The organism is Bacillus sp. FSL R5-0439, assembly GCF_038008805.1.
GTDB lineage: Bacteria > Bacillota > Bacilli > Bacillales > Bacillaceae > Bacillus > Bacillus safensis.
Window position 1 is genome coordinate 1,168,865 of record NZ_JBBOZW010000001.1, and the last position, 25,791, is coordinate 1,194,655.

Annotated in this window: 32 protein-coding genes, 1 tRNA gene, 1 pseudogene and 2 riboswitches; of the genes and pseudogenes, 21 read left to right on the forward strand and 13 right to left on the reverse strand. The window is 41.2% G+C overall.

Annotated elements, in window-relative coordinates; all coding sequences use genetic code 11:
- Positions 1 to 19: 19 nt before the first annotated feature.
- On the reverse strand, positions 20 to 763 hold the full coding sequence (prpE, locus tag NST59_RS05785; RefSeq protein ID WP_058838852.1) for a bis(5'-nucleosyl)-tetraphosphatase PrpE: 744 nt from the start codon (positions 761 to 763) through the stop codon (positions 20 to 22).
- A gap of 162 nt (positions 764 to 925) precedes the next feature.
- Here prpE and NST59_RS05790 point away from each other — a divergent pair, with 162 nt between their 5' ends.
- From NST59_RS05790 to NST59_RS05835, 10 genes are all read left to right on the forward strand, one after another.
- Positions 926 to 2,767 carry a monovalent cation:proton antiporter family protein gene (locus NST59_RS05790; RefSeq protein ID WP_058838853.1) on the forward strand — a complete coding sequence of 614 codons (1,842 nt, stop codon included), beginning with the start codon at positions 926 to 928 and terminating at the stop codon, positions 2,765 to 2,767.
- A 59-nt stretch (positions 2,768 to 2,826) separates the two neighbouring features.
- Positions 2,827 to 2,936: riboswitch (TPP riboswitch) on the forward strand.
- A 78-nt stretch (positions 2,937 to 3,014) separates the two neighbouring features.
- Positions 3,015 to 3,725, forward strand: a complete 711-nt coding sequence (gene tenA, locus NST59_RS05795; RefSeq protein WP_039177838.1) for a thiaminase II — start codon at positions 3,015 to 3,017, stop codon at positions 3,723 to 3,725.
- Positions 3,700 to 4,317 (forward strand): thiazole tautomerase TenI, encoded by a 618-nt coding sequence (tenI, locus tag NST59_RS05800; protein WP_039183061.1) that lies wholly within the window; start codon positions 3,700 to 3,702, stop codon positions 4,315 to 4,317. Before tenA ends, tenI begins: the two co-directional genes overlap by 26 nt.
- Positions 4,301 to 5,413, forward strand: coding sequence for a glycine oxidase ThiO (gene thiO, locus NST59_RS05805; RefSeq protein WP_341040442.1), 1,113 nt, complete (start codon positions 4,301 to 4,303; stop codon positions 5,411 to 5,413). The genes tenI and thiO overlap by 17 nt, the downstream gene beginning before the upstream one ends.
- On the forward strand, positions 5,410 to 5,613 hold the full coding sequence (gene thiS / locus NST59_RS05810; protein WP_039177840.1) for a sulfur carrier protein ThiS: 204 nt from the start codon (positions 5,410 to 5,412) through the stop codon (positions 5,611 to 5,613). Before thiO ends, thiS begins: the two co-directional genes overlap by 4 nt.
- 4 nt (positions 5,614 to 5,617) lie before the next feature.
- Positions 5,618 to 6,385, forward strand: coding sequence for a thiazole synthase (locus NST59_RS05815; RefSeq protein WP_034282033.1), 768 nt, complete (start codon positions 5,618 to 5,620; stop codon positions 6,383 to 6,385).
- Entirely contained in the window at positions 6,382 to 7,395 is a 1,014-nt protein-coding gene (locus NST59_RS05820; RefSeq protein ID WP_341040443.1) for a thiazole biosynthesis adenylyltransferase ThiF, read from the forward strand. The genes NST59_RS05815 and NST59_RS05820 overlap by 4 nt, the downstream gene beginning before the upstream one ends.
- A 16-nt stretch (positions 7,396 to 7,411) precedes the next feature.
- Complete coding sequence (gene thiD, locus NST59_RS05825; protein ID WP_341040445.1) at positions 7,412 to 8,218, forward strand: bifunctional hydroxymethylpyrimidine kinase/phosphomethylpyrimidine kinase; 807 nt, start codon at positions 7,412 to 7,414, stop codon at positions 8,216 to 8,218.
- A gap of 149 nt (positions 8,219 to 8,367) precedes the next feature.
- Positions 8,368 to 9,144, forward strand: a complete 777-nt coding sequence (gene fabI, locus NST59_RS05830; RefSeq protein WP_039177844.1) for an enoyl-ACP reductase FabI — start codon at positions 8,368 to 8,370, stop codon at positions 9,142 to 9,144.
- A gap of 114 nt (positions 9,145 to 9,258) precedes the next feature.
- Complete coding sequence (locus NST59_RS05835) at positions 9,259 to 9,981, forward strand: CotO family spore coat protein (RefSeq protein WP_341040447.1); 723 nt, start codon at positions 9,259 to 9,261, stop codon at positions 9,979 to 9,981.
- A 35-nt stretch (positions 9,982 to 10,016) separates the two neighbouring features.
- Here NST59_RS05835 and NST59_RS05840 read toward each other — a convergent pair whose 3' ends face one another.
- From NST59_RS05840 to NST59_RS05860, 5 genes are all read right to left on the reverse strand, one after another.
- On the reverse strand, positions 10,017 to 10,460 hold the full coding sequence (locus NST59_RS05840; protein WP_144464904.1) for a CotY/CotZ family spore coat protein: 444 nt from the start codon (positions 10,458 to 10,460) through the stop codon (positions 10,017 to 10,019).
- A gap of 203 nt (positions 10,461 to 10,663) precedes the next feature.
- Positions 10,664 to 11,155, reverse strand: coding sequence for a CotY/CotZ family spore coat protein (locus tag NST59_RS05845; RefSeq protein ID WP_003211658.1), 492 nt, complete (start codon positions 11,153 to 11,155; stop codon positions 10,664 to 10,666).
- 146 nt (positions 11,156 to 11,301) lie between these two features.
- Complete coding sequence (locus NST59_RS05850; protein WP_039177849.1) at positions 11,302 to 11,805, reverse strand: spore coat protein; 504 nt, start codon at positions 11,803 to 11,805, stop codon at positions 11,302 to 11,304.
- An 88-nt stretch (positions 11,806 to 11,893) separates the two neighbouring features.
- Positions 11,894 to 12,229: a hypothetical protein gene (locus NST59_RS05855; protein ID WP_024425013.1), complete on the reverse strand. Its 336-nt coding sequence runs from the start codon at positions 12,227 to 12,229 to the stop codon at positions 11,894 to 11,896.
- A gap of 44 nt (positions 12,230 to 12,273) precedes the next feature.
- Positions 12,274 to 12,669, reverse strand: a complete 396-nt coding sequence (locus NST59_RS05860; RefSeq protein ID WP_228279989.1) for a spore coat protein — start codon at positions 12,667 to 12,669, stop codon at positions 12,274 to 12,276.
- A gap of 167 nt (positions 12,670 to 12,836) precedes the next feature.
- Here NST59_RS05860 and NST59_RS05865 point away from each other — a divergent pair, with 167 nt between their 5' ends.
- The 5 genes from NST59_RS05865 (at position 12,837) to NST59_RS05885 (ending at position 14,317) form a co-directional block, all read left to right on the forward strand.
- Positions 12,837 to 13,187: a DUF1360 domain-containing protein gene (locus tag NST59_RS05865; RefSeq protein ID WP_039177852.1), complete on the forward strand. Its 351-nt coding sequence runs from the start codon at positions 12,837 to 12,839 to the stop codon at positions 13,185 to 13,187.
- A gap of 71 nt (positions 13,188 to 13,258) precedes the next feature.
- On the forward strand, positions 13,259 to 13,387 hold the full coding sequence (locus tag NST59_RS05870) for a hypothetical protein (protein ID WP_254967544.1): 129 nt from the start codon (positions 13,259 to 13,261) through the stop codon (positions 13,385 to 13,387).
- A 90-nt stretch (positions 13,388 to 13,477) separates the two neighbouring features.
- The gene (locus NST59_RS05875) at positions 13,478 to 13,699 is read left to right on the forward strand and encodes a hypothetical protein (RefSeq protein ID WP_025093421.1); all 222 of its coding nucleotides are present in this window, start codon (positions 13,478 to 13,480) and stop codon (positions 13,697 to 13,699) included.
- Positions 13,700 to 13,783: 84 nt separating this feature from the next.
- Positions 13,784 to 13,921 (forward strand): YjcZ family sporulation protein, encoded by a 138-nt coding sequence (locus tag NST59_RS05880; RefSeq protein WP_024426457.1) that lies wholly within the window; start codon positions 13,784 to 13,786, stop codon positions 13,919 to 13,921.
- 138 nt (positions 13,922 to 14,059) lie between these two features.
- On the forward strand, positions 14,060 to 14,317 hold the full coding sequence (locus NST59_RS05885; RefSeq protein WP_008348417.1) for a stage VI sporulation protein F: 258 nt from the start codon (positions 14,060 to 14,062) through the stop codon (positions 14,315 to 14,317).
- A 16-nt stretch (positions 14,318 to 14,333) separates the two neighbouring features.
- Here the strand turns inward: NST59_RS05885 and NST59_RS05890 are convergent, their stop codons facing one another.
- Positions 14,334 to 16,646 (reverse strand): UvrD-helicase domain-containing protein, encoded by a 2,313-nt coding sequence (locus tag NST59_RS05890; RefSeq protein WP_126682001.1) that lies wholly within the window; start codon positions 16,644 to 16,646, stop codon positions 14,334 to 14,336.
- A gap of 126 nt (positions 16,647 to 16,772) precedes the next feature.
- Here NST59_RS05890 and NST59_RS05895 point away from each other — a divergent pair, with 126 nt between their 5' ends.
- Entirely contained in the window at positions 16,773 to 17,030 is a 258-nt protein-coding gene (locus tag NST59_RS05895; RefSeq protein WP_003210759.1) for a hypothetical protein, read from the forward strand.
- Between the two features lie 82 nt (positions 17,031 to 17,112).
- On the opposite strand, the gene NST59_RS05900 is transcribed toward NST59_RS05895, so the two are convergent.
- From NST59_RS05900 to NST59_RS05910, 3 genes are read right to left on the reverse strand one after another with little or no spacing between them, the layout of a single operon-like run.
- The gene (locus NST59_RS05900; protein ID WP_039177857.1) at positions 17,113 to 17,547 is read right to left on the reverse strand and encodes a GNAT family N-acetyltransferase; all 435 of its coding nucleotides are present in this window, start codon (positions 17,545 to 17,547) and stop codon (positions 17,113 to 17,115) included.
- A gap of 6 nt (positions 17,548 to 17,553) precedes the next feature.
- Complete coding sequence (locus NST59_RS05905; protein ID WP_039177859.1) at positions 17,554 to 18,069, reverse strand: YjcG family protein; 516 nt, start codon at positions 18,067 to 18,069, stop codon at positions 17,554 to 17,556.
- A gap of 52 nt (positions 18,070 to 18,121) precedes the next feature.
- Positions 18,122 to 18,862 (reverse strand): alpha/beta hydrolase, encoded by a 741-nt coding sequence (locus tag NST59_RS05910; protein ID WP_039177861.1) that lies wholly within the window; start codon positions 18,860 to 18,862, stop codon positions 18,122 to 18,124.
- A 221-nt stretch (positions 18,863 to 19,083) separates the two neighbouring features.
- Positions 19,084 to 19,205: riboswitch (SAM riboswitch) on the forward strand.
- Positions 19,206 to 19,283: 78 nt separating this feature from the next.
- Here NST59_RS05910 and NST59_RS05915 point away from each other — a divergent pair.
- From NST59_RS05915 to NST59_RS05925, 3 genes are all read left to right on the forward strand, one after another.
- Positions 19,284 to 20,402, forward strand: a complete 1,119-nt coding sequence (locus NST59_RS05915; protein ID WP_058838862.1) for a methionine biosynthesis PLP-dependent protein — start codon at positions 19,284 to 19,286, stop codon at positions 20,400 to 20,402.
- A complete protein-coding gene (metC, locus tag NST59_RS05920) occupies positions 20,399 to 21,577 on the forward strand; it encodes a cystathionine beta-lyase (protein WP_039177864.1) in 1,179 nt (392 codons plus the stop codon). The genes NST59_RS05915 and metC overlap by 4 nt, the downstream gene beginning before the upstream one ends.
- A 132-nt stretch (positions 21,578 to 21,709) precedes the next feature.
- Positions 21,710 to 21,782: transfer RNA gene (locus NST59_RS05925), tRNA-Val, on the forward strand.
- A 256-nt stretch (positions 21,783 to 22,038) separates the two neighbouring features.
- On the opposite strand, the gene NST59_RS05930 is transcribed toward NST59_RS05925, so the two are convergent.
- Positions 22,039 to 23,025, reverse strand: coding sequence for a YhdH/YhfP family quinone oxidoreductase (locus NST59_RS05930; protein WP_126681994.1), 987 nt, complete (start codon positions 23,023 to 23,025; stop codon positions 22,039 to 22,041).
- Positions 23,026 to 23,137: 112 nt separating this feature from the next.
- Here NST59_RS05930 and NST59_RS05935 point away from each other — a divergent pair, with 112 nt between their 5' ends.
- A complete protein-coding gene (locus NST59_RS05935; protein ID WP_039177869.1) occupies positions 23,138 to 23,557 on the forward strand; it encodes a MarR family winged helix-turn-helix transcriptional regulator in 420 nt (139 codons plus the stop codon).
- 182 nt (positions 23,558 to 23,739) lie between these two features.
- Positions 23,740 to 23,901 (forward strand): annotated as a pseudogene (locus tag NST59_RS05940) (porphobilinogen synthase); the annotation flags it as partial.
- Positions 23,902 to 24,101: 200 nt separating this feature from the next.
- On the opposite strand, the gene NST59_RS05945 reads toward NST59_RS05940, so the two are convergent.
- Both NST59_RS05945 and NST59_RS05950 read right to left on the reverse strand, forming a co-directional pair.
- Positions 24,102 to 25,043 carry an acetyl-CoA carboxylase carboxyltransferase subunit alpha gene (locus NST59_RS05945; protein ID WP_144490923.1) on the reverse strand — a complete coding sequence of 314 codons (942 nt, stop codon included), beginning with the start codon at positions 25,041 to 25,043 and terminating at the stop codon, positions 24,102 to 24,104.
- A 28-nt stretch (positions 25,044 to 25,071) separates the two neighbouring features.
- Positions 25,072 to 25,518, reverse strand: coding sequence for a MarR family winged helix-turn-helix transcriptional regulator (locus NST59_RS05950; protein WP_039177872.1), 447 nt, complete (start codon positions 25,516 to 25,518; stop codon positions 25,072 to 25,074).
- Positions 25,519 to 25,791: the final 273 nt, after the last annotated feature.

Genomic DNA, 25,791 nt, shown 5'->3' on the forward strand with positions numbered 1-25,791 from the left:
CATGCAGGGCCGGGTTTTTTTATAATGTGAAATGCTGAAATCTTGAATCGTCATAAGGCATAGATGAGGGAACGGAGACCGTTTTAAGCTCAGGGTATGTGAGGGCAGACAGTTTGTTGCCAAATACACAGCCTGTATCAATATTGACGGTTCTGCCAACGAATCGAGGTTCTTTCACAGGTGTATGGCCGTACACAATCCACGGTTTTCCGTGATATTCCTTTGCCCAGTCCTTGCGAACAGGCCGTCCATCTGGCCATGTTTCTCCTGTGACGGCACCAAATAATAAGTAGGACCGCATCTGTTTATTCGGCTTTTTTCCAATATCCTTTTCCTTCATCGCTGCGTGTGCAATGATCAGCTCATCAGGAATGAGTACATCATAAAGCGGAGCCTTCTCGAATAACTGCTTAAATTCATGTGATAATTTGTTTTGTTCATGAGTTGGCAGTTTTTTTATTTCGTTCACTGTCGTTTCGATGCCATGAAGCAATTTGACGGGATTTCCTTTTAAATAACGATAAAGCTTAAAGCAATGGTTGCCAGGTACATAGCGGATTGCGCCGTGTGAATAGGCATGAATGACAAATCGCATGACGTCTACTGATTGAGGCCCTCGATCTGTTAAATCACCAACAAGGGCCAGCGTTCTCTTATCAGGATGGACGGGTAATCCATGTTTGAGTTCGTATCCTAGTTTGTGTATGAGGGTAAGCAGCTCTTCGTAGCAGCCGTGGATATCGCCAATGATATCGAATTTCATAAGGTTTCCTCCTGATTTTTTTCATCCATTCGTCGGATATAAAGAAGTTTGAATTTTAGAAAATATAACGAATGGCTTTCATTTCATTTAGGCAATTGTTAGAATCAATCCTTTAACGTAAGACTTATAAAATTAAACATGAATGTTAGGAGGCTTTAGCCAATGGAGCATACATCTGTTTCATCACTCGTTGTCGTTATTATTGTCGCCTTTTTCACCCCTATTTTATTGCACCGATTTAAGCTGACCATTCCGGTCGTTGTAGCTGAAATCATTATGGGGCTCATCATTGGGAAAAGCGGTCTTCAACTGGTTGTCGAACATGATGCGTGGTTAGATACATTATCCATGCTCGGTTTTATTTTTCTGATGTTTTTAAGTGGACTTGAAATAGATTTTTCTTCTTTTGAGTCAAAGAAGAAAGCACGAGAACTTCCAAATGGTTTAAAAGAACCAAATACATTTAAAGCAGCCACCATTATTTTTCTTGGGGTATTTTGTATTTCTTTTATCCTGTCCTATGCGTTTGTACTCGCAGGGTTTATCCAAAATGCCTTTTTAATGACGCTCATTATCTCTACCATCTCATTAGGCGTAGTGGTGCCAACCTTAAAAGAGGAAAAGTTGATGCAGACGAATATCGGTCAAATCATTCTGCTTGTAGCTGTCATTGCTGATTTGGTCACGATGATTTTACTTGCTGTGTTTTCCTCCATTTATGGAGATGGAACAGGGAACATGTGGCTTCTGCTCTTATTATTTGCTGCAGGCATTCTTCTTTATTTATTTGGCCGCGTATTTAAGACAAAGTCAATTTTTCAGTCGATGTCAAAAGGAACCGTGCAAATTGGGACAAGGGCAATCTTTACTCTCATTATAGTCTTAGTTGCCTTATCTGAATCACTCGGGGCTGAAAATATTCTTGGGGCGTTTTTAGCTGGCGTACTTGTGTCCCTTCTTTCGCCAAATAAAGAGCTCGTTCAGCAGCTGGACTCATTTGGCTACGGATTTTTAATCCCGATCTTTTTTGTGATGGTCGGAGTGGATCTGAATATATGGGCACTGTTTAAGGATCCAACCATCATGATCATGATTCCGCTACTGTTTATTGCGTTGCTTATAAGTAAGCTCATCCCAATTCTTTATTTGAAAAAATGGTATGACATGAATAAGGTCATCGGCTCCGGCTTTTTATTAACTTCAACGTTATCTCTTGTCATTGCAGCAGCGACGATTGGTGAGCGGCTCGGTGTCATTGATCATAAAATGTCTGGAGCGCTAATTTTAGTTGCTGTGCTAACGAGTATTTTAACACCTGTTTGGTTTAAAGCGCTCTTTAAAAAAGAACAAGCGGCGAGCCATAAGAAGCGTGTGACCTTTATTGGTGCAAATCAGCTGACCTTACCTGTCACACTTGATTTGCATCAGGATGAATATGACATTCGGATTTTGCATGTGTTTCAAGAAAATAAGGAAGCACTGCTGGCAGACTCTATCTTTGAAGTCGAATCAATTGAACAATACGACGATGAGACGCTGAGAAAGGCAGGCGTCGGCCAAGAGGATGTCCTTGTCGTCGCAACAGGCAGTGAGACAAAAAATAAGGAAATTGCTTTATTTGCAAAAGAAGAAGGAGCAAAACAAGTCATTGCAAGTGTCAACAAAGCTGAGGCAGAGCTGACATTGAAAGAAGCAGGCATTGATACGTTTTCTACTTTTCTTTCATCTAAAACAGTGCTAAGAGCTTTGATTGAAGCACCTGATGCGATTCGATTGCTAACAAATGAGGATTCTTCTTTGTATCAAATTCAAATGAACAATCATCGTTATCATAATGTCATGCTGAGAGAATTTCCTTTCACCGGTGATTTGGTATTTGTCCGGATTTTCAGAGGGGTAGACAGCTTAGTACCGCATGGAGATACGACACTTAGAAGCGGCGACCGTGTGCTTGTATCGGGCTCCCGGGAGTATGTAGCAGGACTAAGAGCCCAATTAGAATGACAATGAACCCTTGACCAATGAACAATTCCTGATTAAGATAGAGGTACAACATCATATATTTGATCCACTAGGGGAGTCCTTTAAAAGGGCTGAGATAAAAGTGTCGACTTTTAGACCCTCATTACCTGAACAGGTTCATACCTGCGTAGGGAAGTGGTGCGGTTTTTGACTATGCTTTTTACAAATTCCAAGCCACTTTCCACGCGGAAAGTGGCTTTTTTATATGGAAAAACAGGAGGAGAGGAACATGACGTTTTCAACAGAATGTAAAGAGGCTGCAGCAACGTGGTGGAATGGAAGCTTTACGCATCCTTTTGTCAAAGGGATTGGGGATGGCACACTTTCACTCGATCGTTTCACCTATTACGTGATGCAGGATTCGTATTATTTAACTCATTTTGCAAAGGTGCAGGCATATGGAGCGGCGATTAGTGAGGACTTACATACGACGGGCAGAATGGCGTATCATGCCCAGGGCACGTACGAAGCAGAGCTGTCGCTGCATAGGAAATTTACAGAGCTTCTGCAAATTTCTGATGAAGCCATTGAGAACTTTAAGCCTTCCCCGACTGCTTATGCGTATACCTCTCATATGTATCGATCTGTAAAAAGCGGACGGTTTGAAGAGATTTTAGCCGCGTTATTACCGTGTTACTGGCTCTATTATGAGGTAGGTGAAAAGCTGAAACAAACAACACCTGACCATCCAATTTACCAAGAATGGATTTTGACATATGGAGGCGATTGGTTTAAGGAACTCGTTTTCGAACAGGTGAACCGCTTTGATGAACTAGCAGAAAAAGCACCAGAACATGTACGCGCCAATATGAAAGAAAATTTTGTGATTTCAAGCTATTACGAATATCATTTTTGGGAGATGGCGTATCAAAAAGAATTGTGGCAAACAGCATGCTTAGATGGGGTTGGTGCAAATGGAACTCCACGCAGTGACAAATGATTCGCTTCCTGCGGGTGAACTGATCAAACAAATAAAAGCCATTGCGTCTGAAGTGGATTTTATTCATATTCGGGAACGTTCTAAAACAGCAGGTGAGCTTGTTGATCTCGTGAAGAATCTCCTTTTAGAAGGTGTGCCGAAAGAAAAGCTCGTGATCAATGACCGAGTAGACGTGGCGCTGCTAACCAATATTCACAGGGTGCATCTTCCGGGCCATAGCTTTTCGCCGAAAGAGCTGCGAAGAAAATTCCCTCACCTTCATGCAGGGGTGTCCGTCCATTCGATAGAAGAAGCGAAAGCAGCAGAGAAAAATGGAGCAGAGTATGTCATGTTTGGGCACGTATATGACACCTCTTGTAAACCAGGACTCCAGGCAAGAGGTGTACAGCTTGTGAAAGAACTGACTTCTGCACTAACAATTCCAGTGGTGGCCATCGGCGGGATGACCCCAGAACGAGTTCCAGAATTGAAACATGCTCATGTGAAAGGAATCGCTGTCATGTCTGGGATATTTACTCATCATCAGCCGCGTATGATGGCACAAGCATTTTCTGAAAAGGTAAAGGAGAATCCTTATGAAAAAGCATTATGACGTTGCAATCATTGGTGGTGGAATCATAGGGATGTCAATCGCCTATCACCTTGCAAAAGCAGGAAAACAGGTGGTCTTATTTGAAGCGAATGAGATAGGGAAGCAAACGACAAGTGCGGCTGCCGGGATGCTCGGTGCACATGCTGAAGGAGAGGGGCATGAGGATATTTTCTTTCAGGCAGGCAGAGCAAGCCAGGCATTATACGAAAAATTAAAGGTCGATCTTTTGTATGAATCAGGCATTGATATTCGGACTTCAGCAGGCGGCATTATGAAGGTCGCCTTTACTGAAGAAGAGAAGCAGGCCCTTTGCCGGATGCAGCATTTGTCTACATTTAAGTGGCTTGACGCAAGCAGCGTAAAAAAATGCATGCCTCAAGTAACAGATCACATGCTGGGAGCAGGTTTGATTGAAGAGGATGTGCATGTGGAGCCTTACGCTGTATGCAGGGCTTTATGGCAGGCGGCGGTCCGGTACGGAGCAGATGTGAAAGAGTGTACACCTGTGATCGAAGTGAAGCGGGAGAAAGAAGTGTTAACTGTCAGAACAACGAAGGGCACATTCACATGTGATGACCTGACAGTTGCAAGTGGTGTATGGTCTGGCCGTTTTTTTGAAGAGCTCGGATTATCGCATTCTCTTTATCCAGTAAAAGGAGAATGTGTGTCTGTATGGAATAACGGTCCGGCGCTCGCATACACCATTTATCATGATCATTGTTATATCGTTCAGCGAGATAGTGGAAAGCTTGTTATCGGTGCAACGATGAAGCCAAACGAGTGGAAGGCTGTTCCAACGCTTGGCGGCATGGAAGCTGTGATTCAAAAGGCGTCTCAGCTGATGCCTTCTATTAAAGAGATGCCGATTGAAAAGTGCTGGGCAGGCCTTCGTCCGGCGACAAACGATCGGCATCCCTATATCGGAAGACATCCAGAAGACAAGCGTATTCTTTTTGCTGCAGGGCATTACAGGAATGGCATTTTACTTGCGCCGATTACTGGAGAAATCATTCGTGACCTCATATTAGACAAACCGGTCAAAGAGGAATGGCTTCACGCATTTCGTATTGGACGAAAGGAGGCACTATTCGTATGAAGATTCAATTGAATGGCAGAATCGTTGACTTCGATCAAGAGAATGGAACGATCTATGATCTGCTATCAGCCTATCAGCTTGAAAACCGTGTGGTGATCGTTGAAAAGAACCAAGAAATCATTGATAAAGAAGCGTTTCAACAAGTAGTGATTCAACCAAATGACACGATTGAAATCGTTCATTTTGTAGGAGGAGGATGATCCAATGCTGCACATTGGCGGAAAAACATTCACATCAAGACTATTACTCGGAACAGGGAAGTACCCATCATTTGAGGTTCAAAAAGAAGCGGTGAACGTATCGGAAGCCGAAATTTTAACCTTTGCTGTCAGAAGAATGAACATATTCGAAGCATCTCAGCCTAATTTTCTGGAGCAGCTTGATTTATCAAGATATACGCTGCTTCCGAATACAGCTGGTGCAAGTACAGCAGAAGAAGCAGTGCGTATTGCCCGTTTAGCAAAGGCTTCTGGGCTGTGTGACATGATCAAGGTAGAAGTCATTGGCTGTTCAAGGTCTCTTTTGCCAGATCCAGTTGAAACATTAAAAGCATCTGAAATGCTGCTCGAAGAAGGATTTATTGTGCTGCCATATACATCTGATGATGTGGTGCTCGCAAGAAAATTAGAAGAACTCGGTGTCCACGCCATTATGCCTGGTGCTTCTCCGATTGGATCAGGCCAAGGCTTACTAAATCCTTTGAATCTCTCATTTATTATCGAACAGGCGAAGGTGCCGGTCATTATTGATGCTGGCGTAGGCTCTCCAAAGGATGCAGCTTATGCGATGGAGCTTGGAGCTGACGCAGTATTACTAAATACCGCTGTCTCTGGTGCAAAGGATCCTGTGAAAATGGCAAAAGCAATGAAACTGGCGATTGAATCAGGAAGACTAGGCTATGAGGCAGGACGTATTCCGCTGAAAAACTATGGGACAGCGAGCAGTCCACAGGAAGGAATGCCGTCATTTTGAGCACTCGTTATTCACGCCAAGAGCTTTTTCAGCCAATTGGAACAGAGGGACAAAAGCGGCTAAATGACTCAAAGGCGGTCATTATTGGAGCGGGGGCACTTGGAACGGCTAGTGCAGAAATGTTCGTTCGTGCCGGCGTTGGATCTGTCACCATTTTGGACCGAGATTATATTGAATGGAGCAACCTTCAGCGCCAGCAGCTTTACACGGAGCAAGACGTGAAGGATCGGCTGCCAAAGGCTGTGGCGGCTGAAAAAAGACTCAAGCAAGTAAACAGTGACGTTTACGTCAAAGGCATCGTGATTGATGTGACTGCTCACAATATTGACGAACTGGTCAGCGGGGCTTCGATCATTGTCGATGCAGCGGATAATTTTGAGGTAAGAATGATTGCAAATGATGCTGCTGTCAAACATCAAATTCCGTTCCTTTATGGGGCCTGTGTAGCCAGTTATGGTATTCAATTTACTGTGATTCCTGGTGAGACGCCGTGTTTACACTGTCTGCTTGAACATTTACCTGCACAAGGCATGACATGTGATACAGCAGGTATCATTAGTCCAGTTGTGCAGCAGGTGGCCGCATATCAAGTGGCAGATGCACTTAAATATTTAACAGGACATCCAGTGACGCCAATATTAAAATCCTTCGATTTATGGAAAAATGAACGGTCTGACATTCGGTCGGCCGCATCTTTAAAGAAGAAGCAATGTCCAAGCTGTGGACTTAAGATGTATCCATTTCTTTCATATGAGAAGAGTGCGAAGGCAGATGTACTATGCGGCCGCAATACGGTACAAATCCGCAGTGCAGCAGAAACACCGCCGCCTTTACATGAAGTGGCTCATCGGTTAAAGAAAGCAGGGATGGATGTGCTTGAAAATCCATATTTGCTTTCGTGTCAAAAGGATGAATTTAAGCTTGTCTTATTTAAAGATGGCAGAGCGCTTGTTCATGGAACCAATGATATTGCCAAAGCAAGAACGATTTATCATCAATGGATTGGCTAATGAGAGGTGTGAAGAAATGACGATCAAAAAAGCATTCACAATCGCGGGTTCTGATTCTGGCGGCGGAGCAGGCATTCAGGCCGATTTGAAAACTTTTCAGGAGCTCGGTGTGTATGGAATGTCTGCAATCACAGCGATTACTGCGCAAAACACACTAGGTGTTCACGGAATTTACCCGCTTTCAATTGAGGCGTTAGAGCGTCAAATAGATGCAGTGGCAGAAGATTTACTGCCAGATGCCGTCAAAACAGGGATGCTGTGGAGTGCAGACATGATCAAGATCGTAGCTGAAAAAACGGTTCAATATGATATGAAGCTGATTGTAGATCCAGTCATGATTGCAAAAGGAGGAGCCTCTTTATTAAATGAAGATGCGGTCGCTGCGATGAAAACACACTTGCTGCCTGTGAGCTATGCTGTAACGCCGAATCTTCCTGAGGCAGAAGTACTGTCAGGTTTACGTATTCAGACGAAAGAGGATCGCTATCTGGCAGCAGAGCGCCTTTATGAGCTCGGTACGAAACATGTCGTGATCAAAGGCGGCCATGGTCCATCTGATGGGATGATTACAGACCTGCTGTATGATGGAAAAGGCTTTATTGAAATCACAAATGAACATATTGATACACCACATACACATGGCACAGGCTGCACGTTTGCAGCAGCATTAACCGCTGAAGTTGCGAAAGGTTATTCGATAAAGGAAGCCTTTGAAACAGCAGAAAGCTTTGTCCATGAAGCGATCAAATTCCCTTTACGAATTGGATCTGGACACGGGCCTACGAACCATTTTGCTTATCAGCAAAACAGAATCAAACGTTAAGGGAATCGAACCGCCTTCCTTGTGAGGGCGGTTTTTTTGCGAAAATGAAACTTTCTTTCAGAGGAAATTGTCATTCTCTTATGATCTGTGATAATATTATGATCAGGTACTAATACTATGTCTTGAAAAAATAGGAGGCTTTATTACATATGAACTTTTCTTTAGAAGGCCGTAATATCGTGGTGATGGGTGTTGCCAATAAACGAAGCATCGCTTGGGGAATTGCCCGTTCACTTCATGAAGCTGGAGCTCGTTTGATTTTTACTTATGTTGGAGATCGTCTTGCTGAATCGGTAAAAGAGCTTGCAAGCACACTTGAGCGTGATGATTCAATTATTCTTCCGTGTGATGTGACAAGTGATGAAGAAATCGAGAAATGTTTTGCTGAAATTAAAGAAAAAGTACAAGTCATTCATGGCGTTGCGCATGCCATTGCATTTGCAAATAAGGAAGAGCTTGTTGGCGAATACTTGAACACGAATCGTGAAGGTTTCCTTTTGGCGCACAACATTAGTGCATACTCATTAACTGCTGTAGCAAAAGCAGCACGTCCATTAATGACAGAGGGTGGAAGCATTGTGACGCTTACATACCTAGGCGGAGAGCGTGTTGTATCTAACTACAACGTAATGGGTGTAGCGAAAGCATCACTTGAAGCAAGTGTGAAATATTTAGCAGCTGATTTAGGTGCAGAAGGCATCCGCGTGAACAGTATTTCTGCTGGTCCAATTCGTACGTTATCTGCAAAAGGCATCAGCGGCTTTAATACCATTCTGAAGGATATTGAAGAGCGTGCACCGCTTCGCCGTACAACAACTCCTGAAGAAGTTGGCGATACAGCTCTATTCTTATTCAGTGATCTATCTCGCGGCATGACAGGTGAGAATCTGCATGTTGATTCTGGCTTCCATATCATTGCCCGATAAACGAATACATGACTTGCAGCATACCGATGAAGGGTATGCTGTTTTTTTATTTTTCTTCTGATTTGAGCCCTCCGTTCATATATATAAGGAATGAATCATTCGGGAGGGATTAGTATGTCAAATAAAGGTGATGAGAATCAAAAGCCGCTGATGTATATTGTTCAGCCGAGCTATCATGAATCAAAGCCGGCCATGCAAAATATTGTGAGAAAGCGAAAAAAATCAGAAAAACAGCCAGAAAGTGATCACAATGCAAAAGGCGAGATCGAAGAAAGCACGCAGCAGGAGCCTGCGATTCAAGGAATTGAGCAGAAAAAAGAAGCCGAGCTGCCTGCACACCAGCAAGATCGAGATATAAAACAAGAAGCCGAATTTACAGAAGAACGAGATATCGCACAAGAGGCTGAGCTTGCACAGGAACAAGAGAACATACAAGAAACCGAGCTTGCACAGGAACAAGAGAACATACAAGAAACCGAGCTTGCACAGGAACAAGAGAACATACAAGAACCAGAGCTCATACAAAAGCAAGAGCCTCAGCAAGAAGAAGGAAACCAGCCAGAAGGTGTCTTTCATGAAACAAAAGAAGAACCAAGAAGAAAACGAGTGAAAAAGCCTTTAAGTCAGATGAGTATTGATGAAAAAGTCGATTTTCTCACAAGACTGCCTCATAATATGCCAAGAGCTCTTTGTCTGATTGAAGCTGATGGTAAAACATATAGAGGAATTATCATGGATCGAAAAGATGATACTGTGATCATTCGTACAGCAGGCGGGGGAAATCCAGTCGAATTAGTGATTGCTGAGATTTCTTCCATCCACCCGCTTGGTTTTTAACAAAGAAAAAAAGTCCCATATAGGGACTTTTTTTGTTAGCAGTTACGGTTGATGAGTCTTGGGTTTAGGCACTCGATAGCGCAGAAGCAGTCAAGGTCTACTTCAACGCAATACTTCGATTTTTCTAATCGAAACACATCACATAAGGAATCTTTATCTGTAAAATCTAAAATATGACGGTCTTTGTCAAATGCGATAAGCAAGCTGAGTGTTGCACAGTGATCACAGATATGTTCGACTCTGAAAAATGCAGTGCTGAAGCAAGGGCCTGGATCTACTTCTCCGACATTTCCGAATGCGACGAATGGTTTTGATTTGGATGTAAAGAGAACAAATGGGACAGTGTCACCTAAAGAATGTGATGGAGAAAGGAGATTGCTGTAACAGCTGGTCGGGCAATCTTCTTCGACGGCATTTTGTAAGTCGTGAATGTTTTCAACAGCCTCTGCTACACAGTTCCATGAATGTTTGCGGCTCATATTCAACCCTCCTATACTAGGAAATTTGTTTGAGTGTTTGAGCACTGTTATCATCTACAAGCTATTTTTGCCGGTACGTGCATCTACTTTTAACCAATGCGGAAGCGGCCGCTTCTTATGCTGCCTGCTCCGCATAATTGGCTGTCATTCGTAAGGAAGGGGATGCTTTGACTCATGACAAGTTAGATGATCGGCCTGTTGATTTAGCCGTGGTGATGATGCTTTTTATCTTTCGATGGCATGACTCTGTCGACAAGCTCTGGGTTTAAGCATTGGATTGCGCAGAAGCAGTTTAAATCAACCTCAATACAAAAGTCCGTTTTTTCTAGACCAAAGAAGTCAGGGTCACAAGGGTGACACACGCTTAGCGTATGTCCGTGTACATCAACAGGTCTTAATACAGATAACGTAGCACAGCAGTCGTGTAATTTTTCAACCCGGAAGAAAATAGATTCGAAGCATTGGCAATCGTCAACGAATCCTCCAATATTTCCGAAAGTAGAGAACAACCCGCCCTTTTTATCAAAAAGTAAAAACGGAATCGTATCTTTTCCAGAAACTGTTGGGCTTAATAAATTACTGTAGCAGCTCGTAGGACATTTATCTTCTACAGCTTCCTGCTCTGCTAAAATCTTATCAACCGCATCGCATACACAGTTTTCATCATGTCGGCCATGGTGTTTTCCGCAGCTCATGGATTTCAGCTCCTTTAACAAGGTATTTGACTTTAGTCCTTATCAACATATGTATGCGCCCTCTAGTTGGTGTGGGTAAATGACCATTTATATTTGTTGTATTTTTATAAAAGGAAAAGCAGAGCTTTTCGCTCTGCTTTTGGACATTAGAGGATGCCGATTGCAACGATTGTCGCAACAAGAGTTTGTGTAAGTGTTTGGATTGCGATAGAGATGTCCGCATCGATTGTAGATACTGTAACGTTTCTTGAATTTTCGATGACAAGTTTTTGGCGGTTTGTTTGTTTGTGAGTAGCAGCTTGTAAGAGATCCTGCGTGACGCGGTCTGCCAAATCACCGTCTGCGATTGAGATGTTTGTAATGGTGATGATCGCTGTTTGAATCGCTACTTGGATAGATGCTGCAACCTGTGCATCGACAGAAGATACGTTAATGTCACAAGAGTCCCTAACGATAATGACCTCTTCAGATGTCTGCTTTGTGAAGCTTACTTGATCCAAATCTTGTAAGACATCTTCGTCATCATAATAATCGTCACAAAGTGCTTTTCTTTCATAGTTGCAATCGTCGTGGTGTTCGTGGTATCTGTGGTGTCCGTGGTGTGAACAGTTACGATCTAGAGCGACCCAAGAATATGGTTTAGAATCCATTTCTATTCCTCCTTCCGTTTACTTTATTAAATGCTGGAATGCGTTGTTTTGTCTCGGGCATTTACCCTAGCAGGCAACCCATTTTTATTTAATCGTTATTACGCTGAGCATTACGACGCTGCTGAATACGATTTCGAAGTGAATTTCGATTTGGACGTACTTTTGGTTCAGGCACTACTTCTTCTGGCTGTTTTGCTGCCTCAGCCTGCCTTTTTTTCTCCTGCTGCTGTTCTACGAAATCATTTGCTTTCTTTTGTAAGTCCTCGACTAATTTCAAAATCATTCTTCTTTGATCATCTGAAATTTTTGCTTTCTGATCATCAGTGATATTGTTTTTGTTTAACACATCACTGACAAGAAGACTTGTTAATGGATCAATATCCGTATTGATTTGAAATTCCTTTTTTTCGTTCTCTTCAGCCACGATGATTTCACCTCTTTCATACGTCATGTTAGAAAAAGAAAGGGTCAAAGAATGCCGGCTTCAACTAAGAGCACATTCAATGTTTGAGTGAGAATTTGGACGGAGTTCATAATGGATGCATCTGATAATGTAATCGTAATGTTATAGCAGTTGATGATTTGAATCACAGTTTTCTTTTGTACTTCCACTTGTTGCACAGCTAAAAGCTGATCTGTGATGTCAGCAGCCACTTCATCGTCTGGTACAAGAATTTGGATTAAAAGAGTAATGATTGTCGTTACGGTCGCTTGAAGGGAGAGTGCAGCTGTTACATCTGTTTTATGAATTGTGACATTTTCCGAATCTTTGATCTCAATGAAATCATCATAATTGCTGATTAATTCGTTTAACAGTTGTGTATATAATATTTCAGCACTTTCTTCAATAGACAATACTTTCACTCCTTTCTTATCTATACATTATTTAATGCAGCAACGACTCAAGGTGGAATCGGAAAGTGTGAAAAAGTACAACCCAATTTTATTTCCACTCGATTCATCATGACAGTCTTTTTTCTTGCATATATAAAGAAAGGACGGAAAAAGAAGAAAGAAGGAGGTGGAGGCTTCTGAGCGGTGCTTTGTCATTTGTCGTGTTTGCCCTCGCATCCTTTAGACTGACGAGACTGATTGTGTTTGATACCATTACTGCCCCTTTCCGCCGTCTATTTCATGAAGAACAGGAAGAGGTAAATGAACAAGGTGAAGTCGAAACATATATCATCATTAAAGGGGAAGGACTGCGGTCCTGGGTTGGAGAACTGTTAAGCTGTTATTGGTGTACTGGCATGTGGTGCACTGCTGCCTTACTTCTGATATACATACTTTTTCCTGTCATCAGCATGTGGCTTAATTTACTATTAGCGATTGCCGCAGCAGCAGGCATCATTGAAGCGGTCGTCTCGAAGCTTGTGAAATAAACAGGCATTCTGATCAGACACGCTTTCAATAAATGCATATACTATCATGGAACAGGAAAGGAAGGGTTGCGATGAAACCAACTGAAACGCCGTCACATATGCTTCAAGGTTATCCAGCGCAGTCAAATCAACAATCTGTATATACGAAAAAAATCAAGAAAACTGGCTGCGGCTGTGGAAACAAAAAGAAACCTCAATAATAGAAGAGAAAAACAAAAGCCGGATTTATCCGGTTTTTTTGTTGCCCTTTTTTTGAGTGGTGCATATGTAAGAGAGAAGGGGTGACCAGAATGGATGCATTCGAACAATTAATCGGTTCCTTGTTCACTAAACCCCATGATGGGAAAGAACAAGCGCACGAAAAGGCTGAAATGGATCTATCGGATAAAGCGCATGATCTTGAGGAGCACTTAAAAGCATTTGGCGTGAAGATGGAGGCTTTTGCAAAAGAAACAGAAGCATTCATGATGCGTCATACAGAGGCAGATTACGTCTTTAAACAGCAGAAATAAAAATTCCGCACTTTTTTATGTGATCGTCCAAACCATTTCTTGCATTTTTCATACTTTGTAAGGGAGAAGAGGAGGTGCTTAAATATGAGTTACGGTTACGGTGGCGGTTCTTGCGGCGGCTACGGTGGAGGCTACGGCGGCGGATATGGATCAACATTTGTTCTTGTTGTCGTGCTTTTCATCCTTCTAATCATCGTTGGTGCTTCTTTCTTTAACTACTAAAAAGTAAGAAGGTGAGGGAAGCAAGGGGGAAGCCTTTTGCTTTCCTTTCTCTTTGGTCAAACAAGGTTTTAGGATAGGCACATATCCCGCCTATTTTCATATAGTAAGGTGATTACTCCACAAAGAGGAGGCAAATGAATGGATAATAAATTCTTTAAAAGCGTAGAAAACAAAACCGGTGTGAATATGAATGATGTGTTTAAACTTGCAGGTTCTTTGCAAAATGCCAACTTTAAAGATGAGAATACCGTTCGAGGTGTCATTAAAAAAGTAGCGCAGCTTGCGAACAAACGTGTACCTAAAGAAATGGAAGACAAAATCGTTCAATCGATTACTAGTGGAAAAGAAAAGCTTGATTTCAATACAATCGCTAAAATGATGAATAACAAAAAATAAACAACAGGCTCTCCGTTTAAAGGGGGGCCTGTTGTTTTTTTGTAAATAATTCACGGTTTTTCTTTAGAAGAGGATACAAAAAGCGAGAACGATGAGCCGTTTTGCCTCGTCTAAATGAAGGAACAGACAGATAAAGAGATTGTTCAGCTCTTGTCATGGCCACGTATAATAAACGGCGCTCTTCTTCCAGCGCTTCTTCATCACCGTTTCTGAGTTCATCCAGTGAGAAATCATGAGGCAGTGCCCCGTCGACCACACAAGTGATGTATACTGTCTGGAATTCAAGACCCTTTGCGCGGTGGATCGTCATGAGCTGAACACCGGGTTCATCTGTTTTTTCCTTTTCGGCAGATTTCATATGTTCGGCATGTGCGAGAAAGGCTTCAATCGTTTCAAAGCGTCTGGCAGCTGTTTTCACATCACGTACATCATCTGTCCCTTTTTCAAGTACATTCGTATCGTTCACCCGTTTTTTTAAGTAATCACCGAGTCCCATCTTTTGTTCAATAAATGTCACCGCGTCCGATGGCTTTAATGTTCGTAACGTTCGGAACAAAGGAACGATTGATTGCAGCTTTTTCCGTTGAAACGGCTGTATATCTGTCAGCTTTCCGAGCGCATCTACCATTGAACAATCCTCTGTGATAGTCAGTGCCTTTAGTGTATTCAGCGTTTGCTGCTTTAAAAAGAAAACCGGCAGCAGCTGTTTCATGGCGGCCACATCATCTGCATCCTGACTTAAGGAAAGAAAGGCGAGGAGTACCCGAACAATTCGTCTGCTGTAGAAGGCTTTAACGCCAGCATCCGTTTCATACGGAATGGCCGACTGATGCAGTCGTTCATAAATCGCACGGCCGCCTGTATTCGTACGAAACAGCACGCAGAAGTCATTCGGCTTTGCGCCGTTTTTAATTTTCTCCTGAATATCTGCGACAATCATCGTCGCTTCCTCTTCTTCATCATATGGATAAAAGAGCGTCGGCGAAATTTTCTCCGCCCGAACGGCTTTTAACGTCTTCTCATAACGATGCTGATTTTTCTTAATAATCGCATCTGCACTTGCGACAATTGTATGATGAGAGCGGTAATTCGCATGTAAATGGACGATCTGAGCCGAAGGATAATCCTGTTTGAATTCAAGGATGAAAGCAGGATTGCTACCCCTAAATGCGTAAATGGCTTGATCATCGTCCCCTACACAAAATAACTGCTCTGATTCTCCGGCTAAAAGTTGAATCAAGCGATATTGCACTGGATTAATATCCTGAAATTCATCCACTAAAATATACTGGAATCGTTCTTGATACCGTTTTAACAGTTTAGGCTGTTCTGTCAGCATATGTAAGCAGGCAATCGCCATATCATCAAAGTCAAATTGCTGATGATCTCGTTTTTGCTGTTCATATGATTGATAGATCGTCCACATGTGTTTTTCCTTTTCATCCTTCAAATCAGGAAGTTCACCTGGTAAAAAGGCATTTTTCCAATAGCCGATGGATTGCAGCACTTGATCAGTAGGGTAGTCTTTCTCATCAAGTCCTTCATTCATTATGGCTTTTCGAATGTATTGCTCCTTTTGCCAGTCAAACTTGATCAGATGCTGGCCGTTCCATTTATTTGCGTCATCGTGAAGCAGCATTTTATAAAAAAGACTGTGGAAGGTGCCTGTCACCACTTGGCTGGCTTGTGAAGGATGAAGCTGGTATTGCTTGCGCAGTCTTTCTTTCATCTCACTGCTCGCTTTTGTAGTAAAAGTTACGAGTAAAATATGGTGAGCAGGAATATGATGATGGGACATGAGATAAGCCGCTCTAGCCGTCAGGACTCTTGTTTTCCCGCTGCCGGCACCAGCCAGCACAAGCATCGGACCATCTAAATGTGTGACAGCTTGAAGCTGCGGTGTGCTAAAGGTGATATGCGGGAAGAGGTCGATCGTATGAACTTGTTCATTTTCTTCTAAATGTAAGGCGTCGCTAAATTGAATCGACTTTGGTTCCTGCCAGTCATATGATTCGCTAGTTTGCGAGATGATCTGTTTGCCGGTTGGAAAACGGAAGCCGCCAAGTTCTTTATAGGAAGCCTTTTCCTCCTGTTCAGCCGTTTGATTATGATCTGCTTGTTCTTCAGCTTGTTCACAAATCTCTTGCTGAGACATGTGCTTATGAATAAAGGCAGGTTCATCATGTATATTTAATCTAAAAAAGACCGGTTGTCCGCAATATGGGCAGAATAATTGTCCTTTTTTTCCCTCGTCATGGAGGAATTGATAATGTTCTCTCGAATACGTATGTAATGAGATCGTTCGATCATGTCGTCGTGCGCATTTCAAAGCTAGTCCTCCAATAGTCAATCAATCTTAAAATGAAACACATCTAATCATATCAAATGAGGCGTGTTTCAAACAGTCATAATTAGGGAATAGTAGAGTAAGAGAGAAGCAAAGGAGGCGTTCTTGATGGGATATATAGCCCCGATTCAGCCGGATCTGTATTTTCAATATATCAATCGTCCAGCTCCTCAGGATAAAGAAGACTACGCGAAAGTAACAAAGGTTACTCGCACCTTTCATGACAAGATTTACAGAGAGCTGGAGAAAAAAGAGGACTTAGTGACAGAAGCGGAAACGAAAGTACAGCAAAAAAAGCGGGAACGCTTTGTACGAGATATGTTTATGGAGGAAGGAAAAGGCGTTCATATCAATACGTATATATAAATGATTGCGCTTTCTTCCATTGGCGAACGATAATGAAAAAGAAAAAGCCAGGGCATTTTGAATGCTCTGGCTTTTCTTTTGGTCAAACAGACAGTGTTTTTGTCATTTTGACATGGGTGATTCCAGCTTCTTCAAACGGTTCAGAAACCGCTTTGTAGCCTTTCTTTTCGTAGAAAGGAAGCGCATGGACTTGGGCATGCATCACCGCTTCTTTTGCTCCATTAGCAATTGCTTCTGTTTCTAGCGCCTCTAATAGCTTGAGGCCAAGGCCGAAGGAGCGCGCCTCTTTTAACACACAAATTCTTTCTAGCTTTGCCTTTGATCCCTCAATGATCCGCAGTCTAGCGGCCGCCTGAGGCTTTTTGTCATCATTGTAAATGACAAAATGGGTGGCTTTGTCCTCTAGTTCATCTATTTCGATCTCTACTGGAACTTCTTGTTCTTTGACGAATACTTCTTTTCGAACGTAATATGCATCTTCTCGTTGTGTTTGTTCTGTTGCGATGACTGTTTTCAAATGTCTTTAACCCTCTTCTCCTAAAATAAATGTTTCATAGACGGTCCAAGATCCGTTTTCTAATTGATATAAAAGGTGGAAGCGATCCACTGTTTCTTCATGGTCAATCTTTCTCAGCTTTAATGTGCCAAGTACGTCTGAATGCTCATCATCTGATAGTTTTTGAGCCACTGTGACATGCGGAACAAAGGCATATTCAGGTGTACCAGCCAGTGGCTCTGCGTACAATCTTTCATTGAGCGCCATGATGTCCTCGTTCGGTTCTACTTTCATATAAATGACGTTGTTTACAGGAGCGAATGAACTGAATTTTTTAATACGTAACGTAATAGGAGAAGCATTTTTTGCATAATCTCTTAACGTTGAGACGACCTCAGCCGCTTCTAGATCCGTTAATTCAAAAGGTGTTCTTAATGTTAAATGAGGCGGTATGAGTGCATAGTTCGGATCATAACGCTTCCGGTAAGAGTTCGCAATATCTTGCAATTTTTTTGATGGAAATATAACAACTCCGTATTTCATCATGTTCCCTCCTGAATAAGAAAGTATTTATTATTGTTTATTATAACAAAATTCAGTTGATTAACGAATATGGGAGCATTCTTTTTAACGAAGGCGCAATGAGCGGCTGCCAAAACGTCCATTTATGATCCCCTTCGAATGTCTCAAATAAATAATCCGCTCCAGATTGTTCAAGAAGGGCCTTTAAATCATCATTCGGCTGAACAAAATCAAGCACCTGGCCATCTGTTGTTTTCACAGCGGTTTCCTCCAGCCCAATTTGATGGATAATCGCATAATGAGAAAGGGCTGTCGACTGTTTGACGGCTTCTAGAACCGACTCGTCAACGTAAGGGGACTGCAAAATCAGCCCGCCAAATAAAGAAGGATAATCAATGGCTGTCATGAGGGAAATCGTCGCACCAAGTGAATCACCAATAAACGTACGTCCTGATCCAATTTGATAGGTTGGATAGTGTTCATCAATATAAGGAACCAGTTCATTGGCTAAAAAGCGTTTATACGCTTCAAACTTTGTGCCGTCTGGATGATACGTGTTCCGTCTTTCCGTAACATTTTCATAAGGGACACCAATGATAATCGAGCGTTCCATTTCTTTGTTCTGCATCAATTCTTCTGCCTGTCTGCCTATTTTGCCTAGGCGGAAATAATCATGACCATCCTGGGCAATGATGACATGATATGTATAAAGGGGGGAGTAATTGACTGGCAAATAGATCAAAATGGTCATGTCCGCCCCAAGTTCTTTTGACTGTAAGGTTTCTTCTTGAATGATTCCTGTTTTCTTCACCATAATCCATTCCTCCAGCTAACCAAATTCATCATAAAGTGAAACGTTTCCATTCATTGTAACACGAAAAACAGCGTTGTTCCTATATGCTAACATGCAATCAAACCGTATAACATCGATTCTGTTATAAAATACAGAAAATTTTAATTAATCATGACATTTCCCCTTGAAAAATGAGATTTAATGGGTTACAGTATTAAGAATTAGAACAGACAGACAACACATTCTTATCGTGAGAGGTGGAGGGACTGGCCCTTTGAAACCTCAGCAACCGGTATGCATCACTACATGTGATGTACCAAGGTGCTAAATCCAGCAAGCAGCTTTTTTGCTTGGAAGATAAGAGGAAGCGATTAAACCCCTTCTTCTTATGAAGAAGGGGTTTTCTGTTTTGAAATCAGATTTTTACTTAGGATGGTGTCAAATGACAGAACATGTGGAAACGAAATTAGCGCAGATTGGAAACCGTAGCGAAGAGGTGACTGGCACTGTCAGTCCTCCCGTTTACCTTTCGACAGCATACAGACATAGAGGTATAGGGGAATCTACAGGATTTGATTATATTCGAACGAAAAACCCAACAAGACAGCTCGTAGAGGATGCAATTGCTTCACTCGAAGAAGGGACGGCCGGTTTTGCCTTCAGTTCGGGAATGGCTGCGATTCAAACGATCATGGCTCTATTTGAAAGCGGAGATGAACTCATCGTCTCATCAGACCTATATGGCGGTACATACCGTTTGTTTGAAAACGAATGGAAAAAGTACGGCTTACGTTTTCTTTATGATGATTTTGCAGATGAAGACTGTTTACGCTCTAAAATCACGCCAAACACAAAAGCGGTCTTTATTGAAACACCGACAAATCCACTGATGCAGGAAGCAGATATTCAAAAAATAGCGAAGATTGCAAAAGAACATGGCGCTTTGGTGATTGTCGATAATACTTTTTACACACCAGTCTTGCAAAAGCCGATTACGCTTGGAGCGGACATTGTCATTCATAGCGCAACCAAATATTTAGGCGGACATAATGATGTTCTTGCAGGGCTTGTCGTGACAAAAGGAGAGCAGCTGTCTGAAGACATGTTCCAGCATCAAAACGCGATTGGAGCGGTTCTATCACCATTTGACTCATGGCTTTTAATGAGAGGAATGAAAACACTGGCTCTTAGAATGCGCCAGCACGAGGCAAATGCGAAGGAGCTGGCACAGTTTTTAGAAAAGCAGCCAGAAATTCAAGATGTCCTTTATCCAGGAAAGGGAGGCATGCTGTCATTTCGAGTAGCTAAAGAGGACTGGGTCAATCCATTTTTAAAGCAGCTAAAAACGATTTGTTTTGCTGAAAGCCTTGGCGGAGTCGAAAGCTTCATTACGTATCCTGCAACGCAAACGCACATGGATATCCCAGAAGAAATTCGCATTGCAAACGGTGTATGTAACAAGCTGCTCCGTTTCTCTGTTGGCATCGAGCATGTAGATGACCTGAAAGCAGACCTGAAACAGGCACTATCACAAGTAAAAGAGGAGGTACACGCCAAATGACCACACATGATTGGACACTCGAAACACAACTCGTTCATAATGCGTTTAAAACAGACCGTTCAACAGGTGCAGTCAGTGTACCGATTCAGCATGCATCCACCTTTCATCAAAGCAGCTTCGATGAATTTGGCCAATATGACTACTCGAGATCGGGAACTCCTACACGTCAAGCATTAGAGGATACGATTGCGGCGCTGGAAGGAGGAACGAGAGGGCTTGCCTTTGCATCAGGCATGGCTGCTATTTCAACCGCTTTTCTTCTATTATCAAAGGGAGATCACGTCCTTGTCACAAGAGATGTGTACGGCGGGACTTTCCGAATGATCACCCAAGTTCTGTCGAGATTTGGAATTGAGCATACCTTCGTGGATATGACGGATTTGAATGAAGTCAAAAGAGGCATTCAATCGAATACAAAGGTCATTTACATGGAAACACCGTCAAATCCAACACTAGGCATTACAGATATTGAAGGTGTCGTACAGATTGCGAAAGAGCATGACTGTTTGACATTCTTAGATAATACGTTTTTAACGCCTGCGCTTCAGCGTCCGCTGGACCTTGGTGTGGATGTTGTTCTGCACAGCGCAACGAAATTTTTAAGCGGCCACAGTGATGTGCTGTCAGGCTTAGCCGTGGTAAAAGATGAGAAGCTGGGAGAGGAACTCTATTCACTGCAAAACTCCTTCGGTGCGGTCCTTGGCGTGCAGGATTGCTGGCTCGTTTTAAGAGGGTTAAAAACCCTTCAGGTCAGATTAGAAAAAGCTAGTCAAACGGCCTTCGAGCTAGCTTCATTTCTTAAAGAACATCCTGCGGTCAAAAAAGTATACTACCCAGGCTTAGATGATCACCCGGGTGCAGATATTCAGCGAAAGCAGGCAAGCGGAGCAGGGGCTGTTCTCTCATTTGAACTAGAAAACCAAGCGGCAGTCAAAGAATTGGTGGATGCCGTCACATTACCTGTATTCGCCGTCAGCCTCGGCGCCGTCGAATCGATTTTGTCATATCCAGCCAAAATGTCACATGCAGCTATGCCAAAAGAAGAAAGAGAAAAAAGAGGGATTACAGATGGGCTGCTTCGTTTAAGTGTCGGAGTTGAAAACGGAGAAGACCTCAAACGTGACTTCAAACAAGCACTGGATCAACTAAAGCCTGTTCTTGTGAACCAATCATAAAGAAGGAGAGAAAAAAGCCGGCACAGCCGCCGGCTTTTTGATCTTTTTTAAACAAAACCATTGACGCTTTATTATTATGGTTATATAATAGAGACTGTCAGTAACAGAAAGCCCAGAACTGATACATAACCCGATTCCGTAGCTCAGCTGGGAGAGCGCTACCTTGACAGGGTAGAGGTCGCTGGTTCGAGCCCAGTCGGAATCATCGTTGAAACCCTTGCGTAGCAAGGGTTTTTTGTTTTTTGCAGATTGTTTCTTTTTAGGTTAAAACGATTAAAGTGTTCTGCGGTGTTAAATTCTAATTTGTTTGTGACATGATGATAAATATCTGAGGGTATTTTAGCACTAGCATGTCCTGCTCTTTTTTGAATAGATGTACCCCACCTGTTTGGGATGGGGTATCTGCATCAATACATTCAATATTTGTCTGGTGTAATTTAAATAAATAAAGTTCGTTTATCTTAATATTTAATAATGGTTCTTCCTAAATGTTGGCCATTTTTAATGGCTTCAATTTTTTCAGGTAACGTATCGAGCGTAATCTCATTGACTAGAGTCGTTTGGGAGATATTCCATTCGTTTGCTATCTCGTTCCAAATTACTTTGCGTTTATTGATTGGTACATTTACAGAATCAATCCCTAGAAGGTTGATCCCTCTTAGAATAAAAGGTAACACAGTTGTTGTTAATTTAATTCCGCCTGCATTCCCGCACATGCTCATGCTTCCACCATAAGAAATTTGAGGAATGATCACAGAAGCCACATCTCCTCCTACGGTATCTAAGACGAAGTCAAATTTTTGCTTGTTTAATGGTTTTTTTAGCTCTCCTAATTCGTTTGCAAAAATGACATCAGTTGCTCCTAAAGATTTTGCTATATCAACTTGATTATCTTTACGCACTAAAGCAAAAATATTGTTGTACCCAATTTTAGATAATAATTGTATAGCAATGCTACCAACTCCACCAGTTGACCCTGTAACGAGTATATTAGGTTGATTTTTCGTACTCATACCATTTTCCTGTAAAGCCATGATAGAAAGAGCTGCGGTAAAGCCTGCTGTTCCAAAAATCATTGCTTCTTTTAAAGTCAAGTTATTTGGCAAAGGAACAATCCAATCCGCAGGTACTCTAGCATATTCAGAAAAACCTCCAGTGTGGCTCATGCCCATAGCGAAACCTGTGACAATCACTTGTTGACCCTCTACGAAACGATGATCTGTTGTATGAACGATAGTCCCACTTAGATCAATTCCAGGAATCATTGGATAGTTACGAATAACACCTCCATTTTTTTGAACAGCCAGCATATCTTTATAATTGATTGAAGAATATGCTACTTTAATTAATACTTCTCCTTCAGATAAATCATTAACACTTACATTTTGAAGATCATAACTAACTTGATCATTTTTTTCTGTAACTAGAATCGCTTTAAATGAATCCATTGTGTATCTTCCTCTCTAAAAATATATTACAACAAAATATTTCTGTTCCAAAAGTATTTCAATTAAAAAACTACCATGATATTATAGGTGAAGTCAATGTGGGGGAGATAAAATGGAATTATCAGAGTGCATAAATTTTTTACTAAGTGTTAGTCAAAATAAAGTGTTCAAGTACTTTAGTAAACTTTTAGAGGAAAGTGATTTGACACCCGCTCAATATGGTGTGTTGAACTGTCTATGGAGAGAGGGTCAGTTATCTCCTAAACAAATTGGAGAACTTGTATATTTAGAAGCCTCAACCGTTTCTGGAATATTAGATAAAATGCAAAAAGCTGACTTAATTGAACGCACAATAGATCCAAACAATCGAAGAAATATATTAGTAGAGGCTACTCAAAAATCTTTAGTCATTAGAGATCAAGTTGAAGCAGCAACAATTGAGCTGAACAAGACAGCGCTTCAAAACTTGTCAAATGATGATAAGGTTGTACTAAAGAAAGCATTAAGTACCATTATAAATAATTTTCAATGATGTACTTTTATAAACAAGTTTCATATTAAATCGATAACTATCACAAGGCTCCTTTACAGGAGCTTTTTTCAGTTTTTTTTCGGTGCTTTGTAAATCCTTGGATGTGATAATAAATATAATATTAAGTTTTTTATGGAAATTAGGTAAGGAATGGACAAAATTCTTTCTTCAGTGGAGAAGATTCAATGTTGATGGCAGCTATTCAGAAAGGTTGGCTTGATGCAAATGTTGTAATTGAAGAATCATTAATGTCGTTCAAACGCGCCAGATGCGATGGCATTTTGACTTATTTTGCTTTAGATATGTCTCGGCGACTGAGAGATGGAGAATCTCAAAACATATAGGCAAAATGAAAACAGACCATGCAGGGTCTGTTTTTTTATGAGGAATTATTTGAGGACCTTCAGAAAAAGTATTGATGGAAGAAATCCTTTTTCATACCAACCACACATCTTTTAATAGTATCAGCATATTCAGTTTAAGAGGTTACTTACAAAATATTTAGAACTATCTTGTAAGAATCCTCCTAAATGTAATACGGACTTTACATATTTTCTATTTGTCTATACCTTTCATATCTCTGTTGGATAAGCTCTTCTGAGGATAATGGTGTCAATTTTTTTAGAGATGATTCGATCACAGATTCAATCATTTGTGCCTGTGATTTGATATCATTTTGTGCTCCACCTTTCATTTCAGGGATGATTTCATCAATCATTCCTAACTGTTTTAAATCTTTTGCTGAAATTTTCATATGTTCCGCAGCTTCTGGAGCATACTTAGCGTCCTTCCATAGGATAGATGCTGCTCCTTCTGGCGAAATTACCGAGTACCATGAATACTCTAACATATGGATATGGTTACCGACACTAATGCCAAGAGCTCCACCACTTGATGCCTCTCCAATTACAATACAAACAATTGGCACTTTAAGCGTAGCCATTTCAAATAGATTTCGAGCTATCGCTTCAGAAATTCCACGTTCTTCAGACCCTTTCCCTGGATAGGCGCCTATTGTATCAATAAATGTAATAATAGGGCGATTAAATTTATCAGCTTGTTTCATCAGTCTTAGCGCTTTTCTATATCCTTCTGGATGAGCCATTCCAAAATTTCTTTCTATATTTTCCTTTGTACTTCTACCTCTTTGATGACCAATAACCGTAACGGGCATTCCTTTAAATTTTGCAATACCACCTATCATTGCTTTATCATCACCATATAATCGATCACCATGAAGTTCGAAAAAGTTTGTAAACAATAAAGGTATATAATCCAATGTCGTGGGCCGGTTACGTAGCCTTGCAATTTGAACTCGTTGAAAAGCTGTAAGATTAGAATAAACTTCATCTTGCATTTTATTTAAACGTTTTTCTAATAAATGAATTTCTGATGATAAATCTACATTATTTTCTTTCATCATTTTCTTTAATTCATCAAATTTCTCTTTTAGTTCAATAATAGGACGTTCAAAATCCAAACTCATTTTATCCTCCAAAGGTTATGACCTCACTCTAATCAAAAGACTTAGAAATAGAATCAATAAATAATTCAAAACCATCCACAACAATTTTTTGTTCTGATTCTGATAAATTATTAAGGATACGTTGATAAAATGTAAGGGATTGTTCTCTTAAGCGATTAACAGTAATGTGCCCTTTTTCTGTGAGGTGCAGAAAAAGTTCTCTTCTATTTTTTTCATTTACTTCACGATAAACAAGCCCCATTTTTACTAACTTATCTACCAACCTACTTACAGTTGAAGTCTCTAATCTAAGTTTATTGGATAGTTGCCAAACAGTTAATTTTTCCATCTCTAGTTCCTCTAACGCCATCATTTGAGAAGTTGGTAGAGGTTTTTCAAATGGTCCATTCGGCAAATTTTGAGATTCGAAAACCCCAGTTAATATAATCATTTTCTTAATATCTGTTCTTAGTTTTAAGGCATCTTCTCTTTTCAAAAGGTCAACCTCCTACAATTGATGCATAATACATCAATTGTATTATACATCAATGAGGTTTTTTCACAAGCTTAACATAAGCCAATATGACAACATGGACGAGGTATTTTTTCTTGTTAAATGTGTCTAATTTGTGAATTTAACAATTTCCACAAACTAAAATATATGGAAGTTCAGTCTATAGTAGGTAACATAATACTCATTGTTATGGCGGGTATCTAGTCTCGTAAAAGTGACAAGACTAATCATTTTGAATGAATAGAAGGAGGTTTC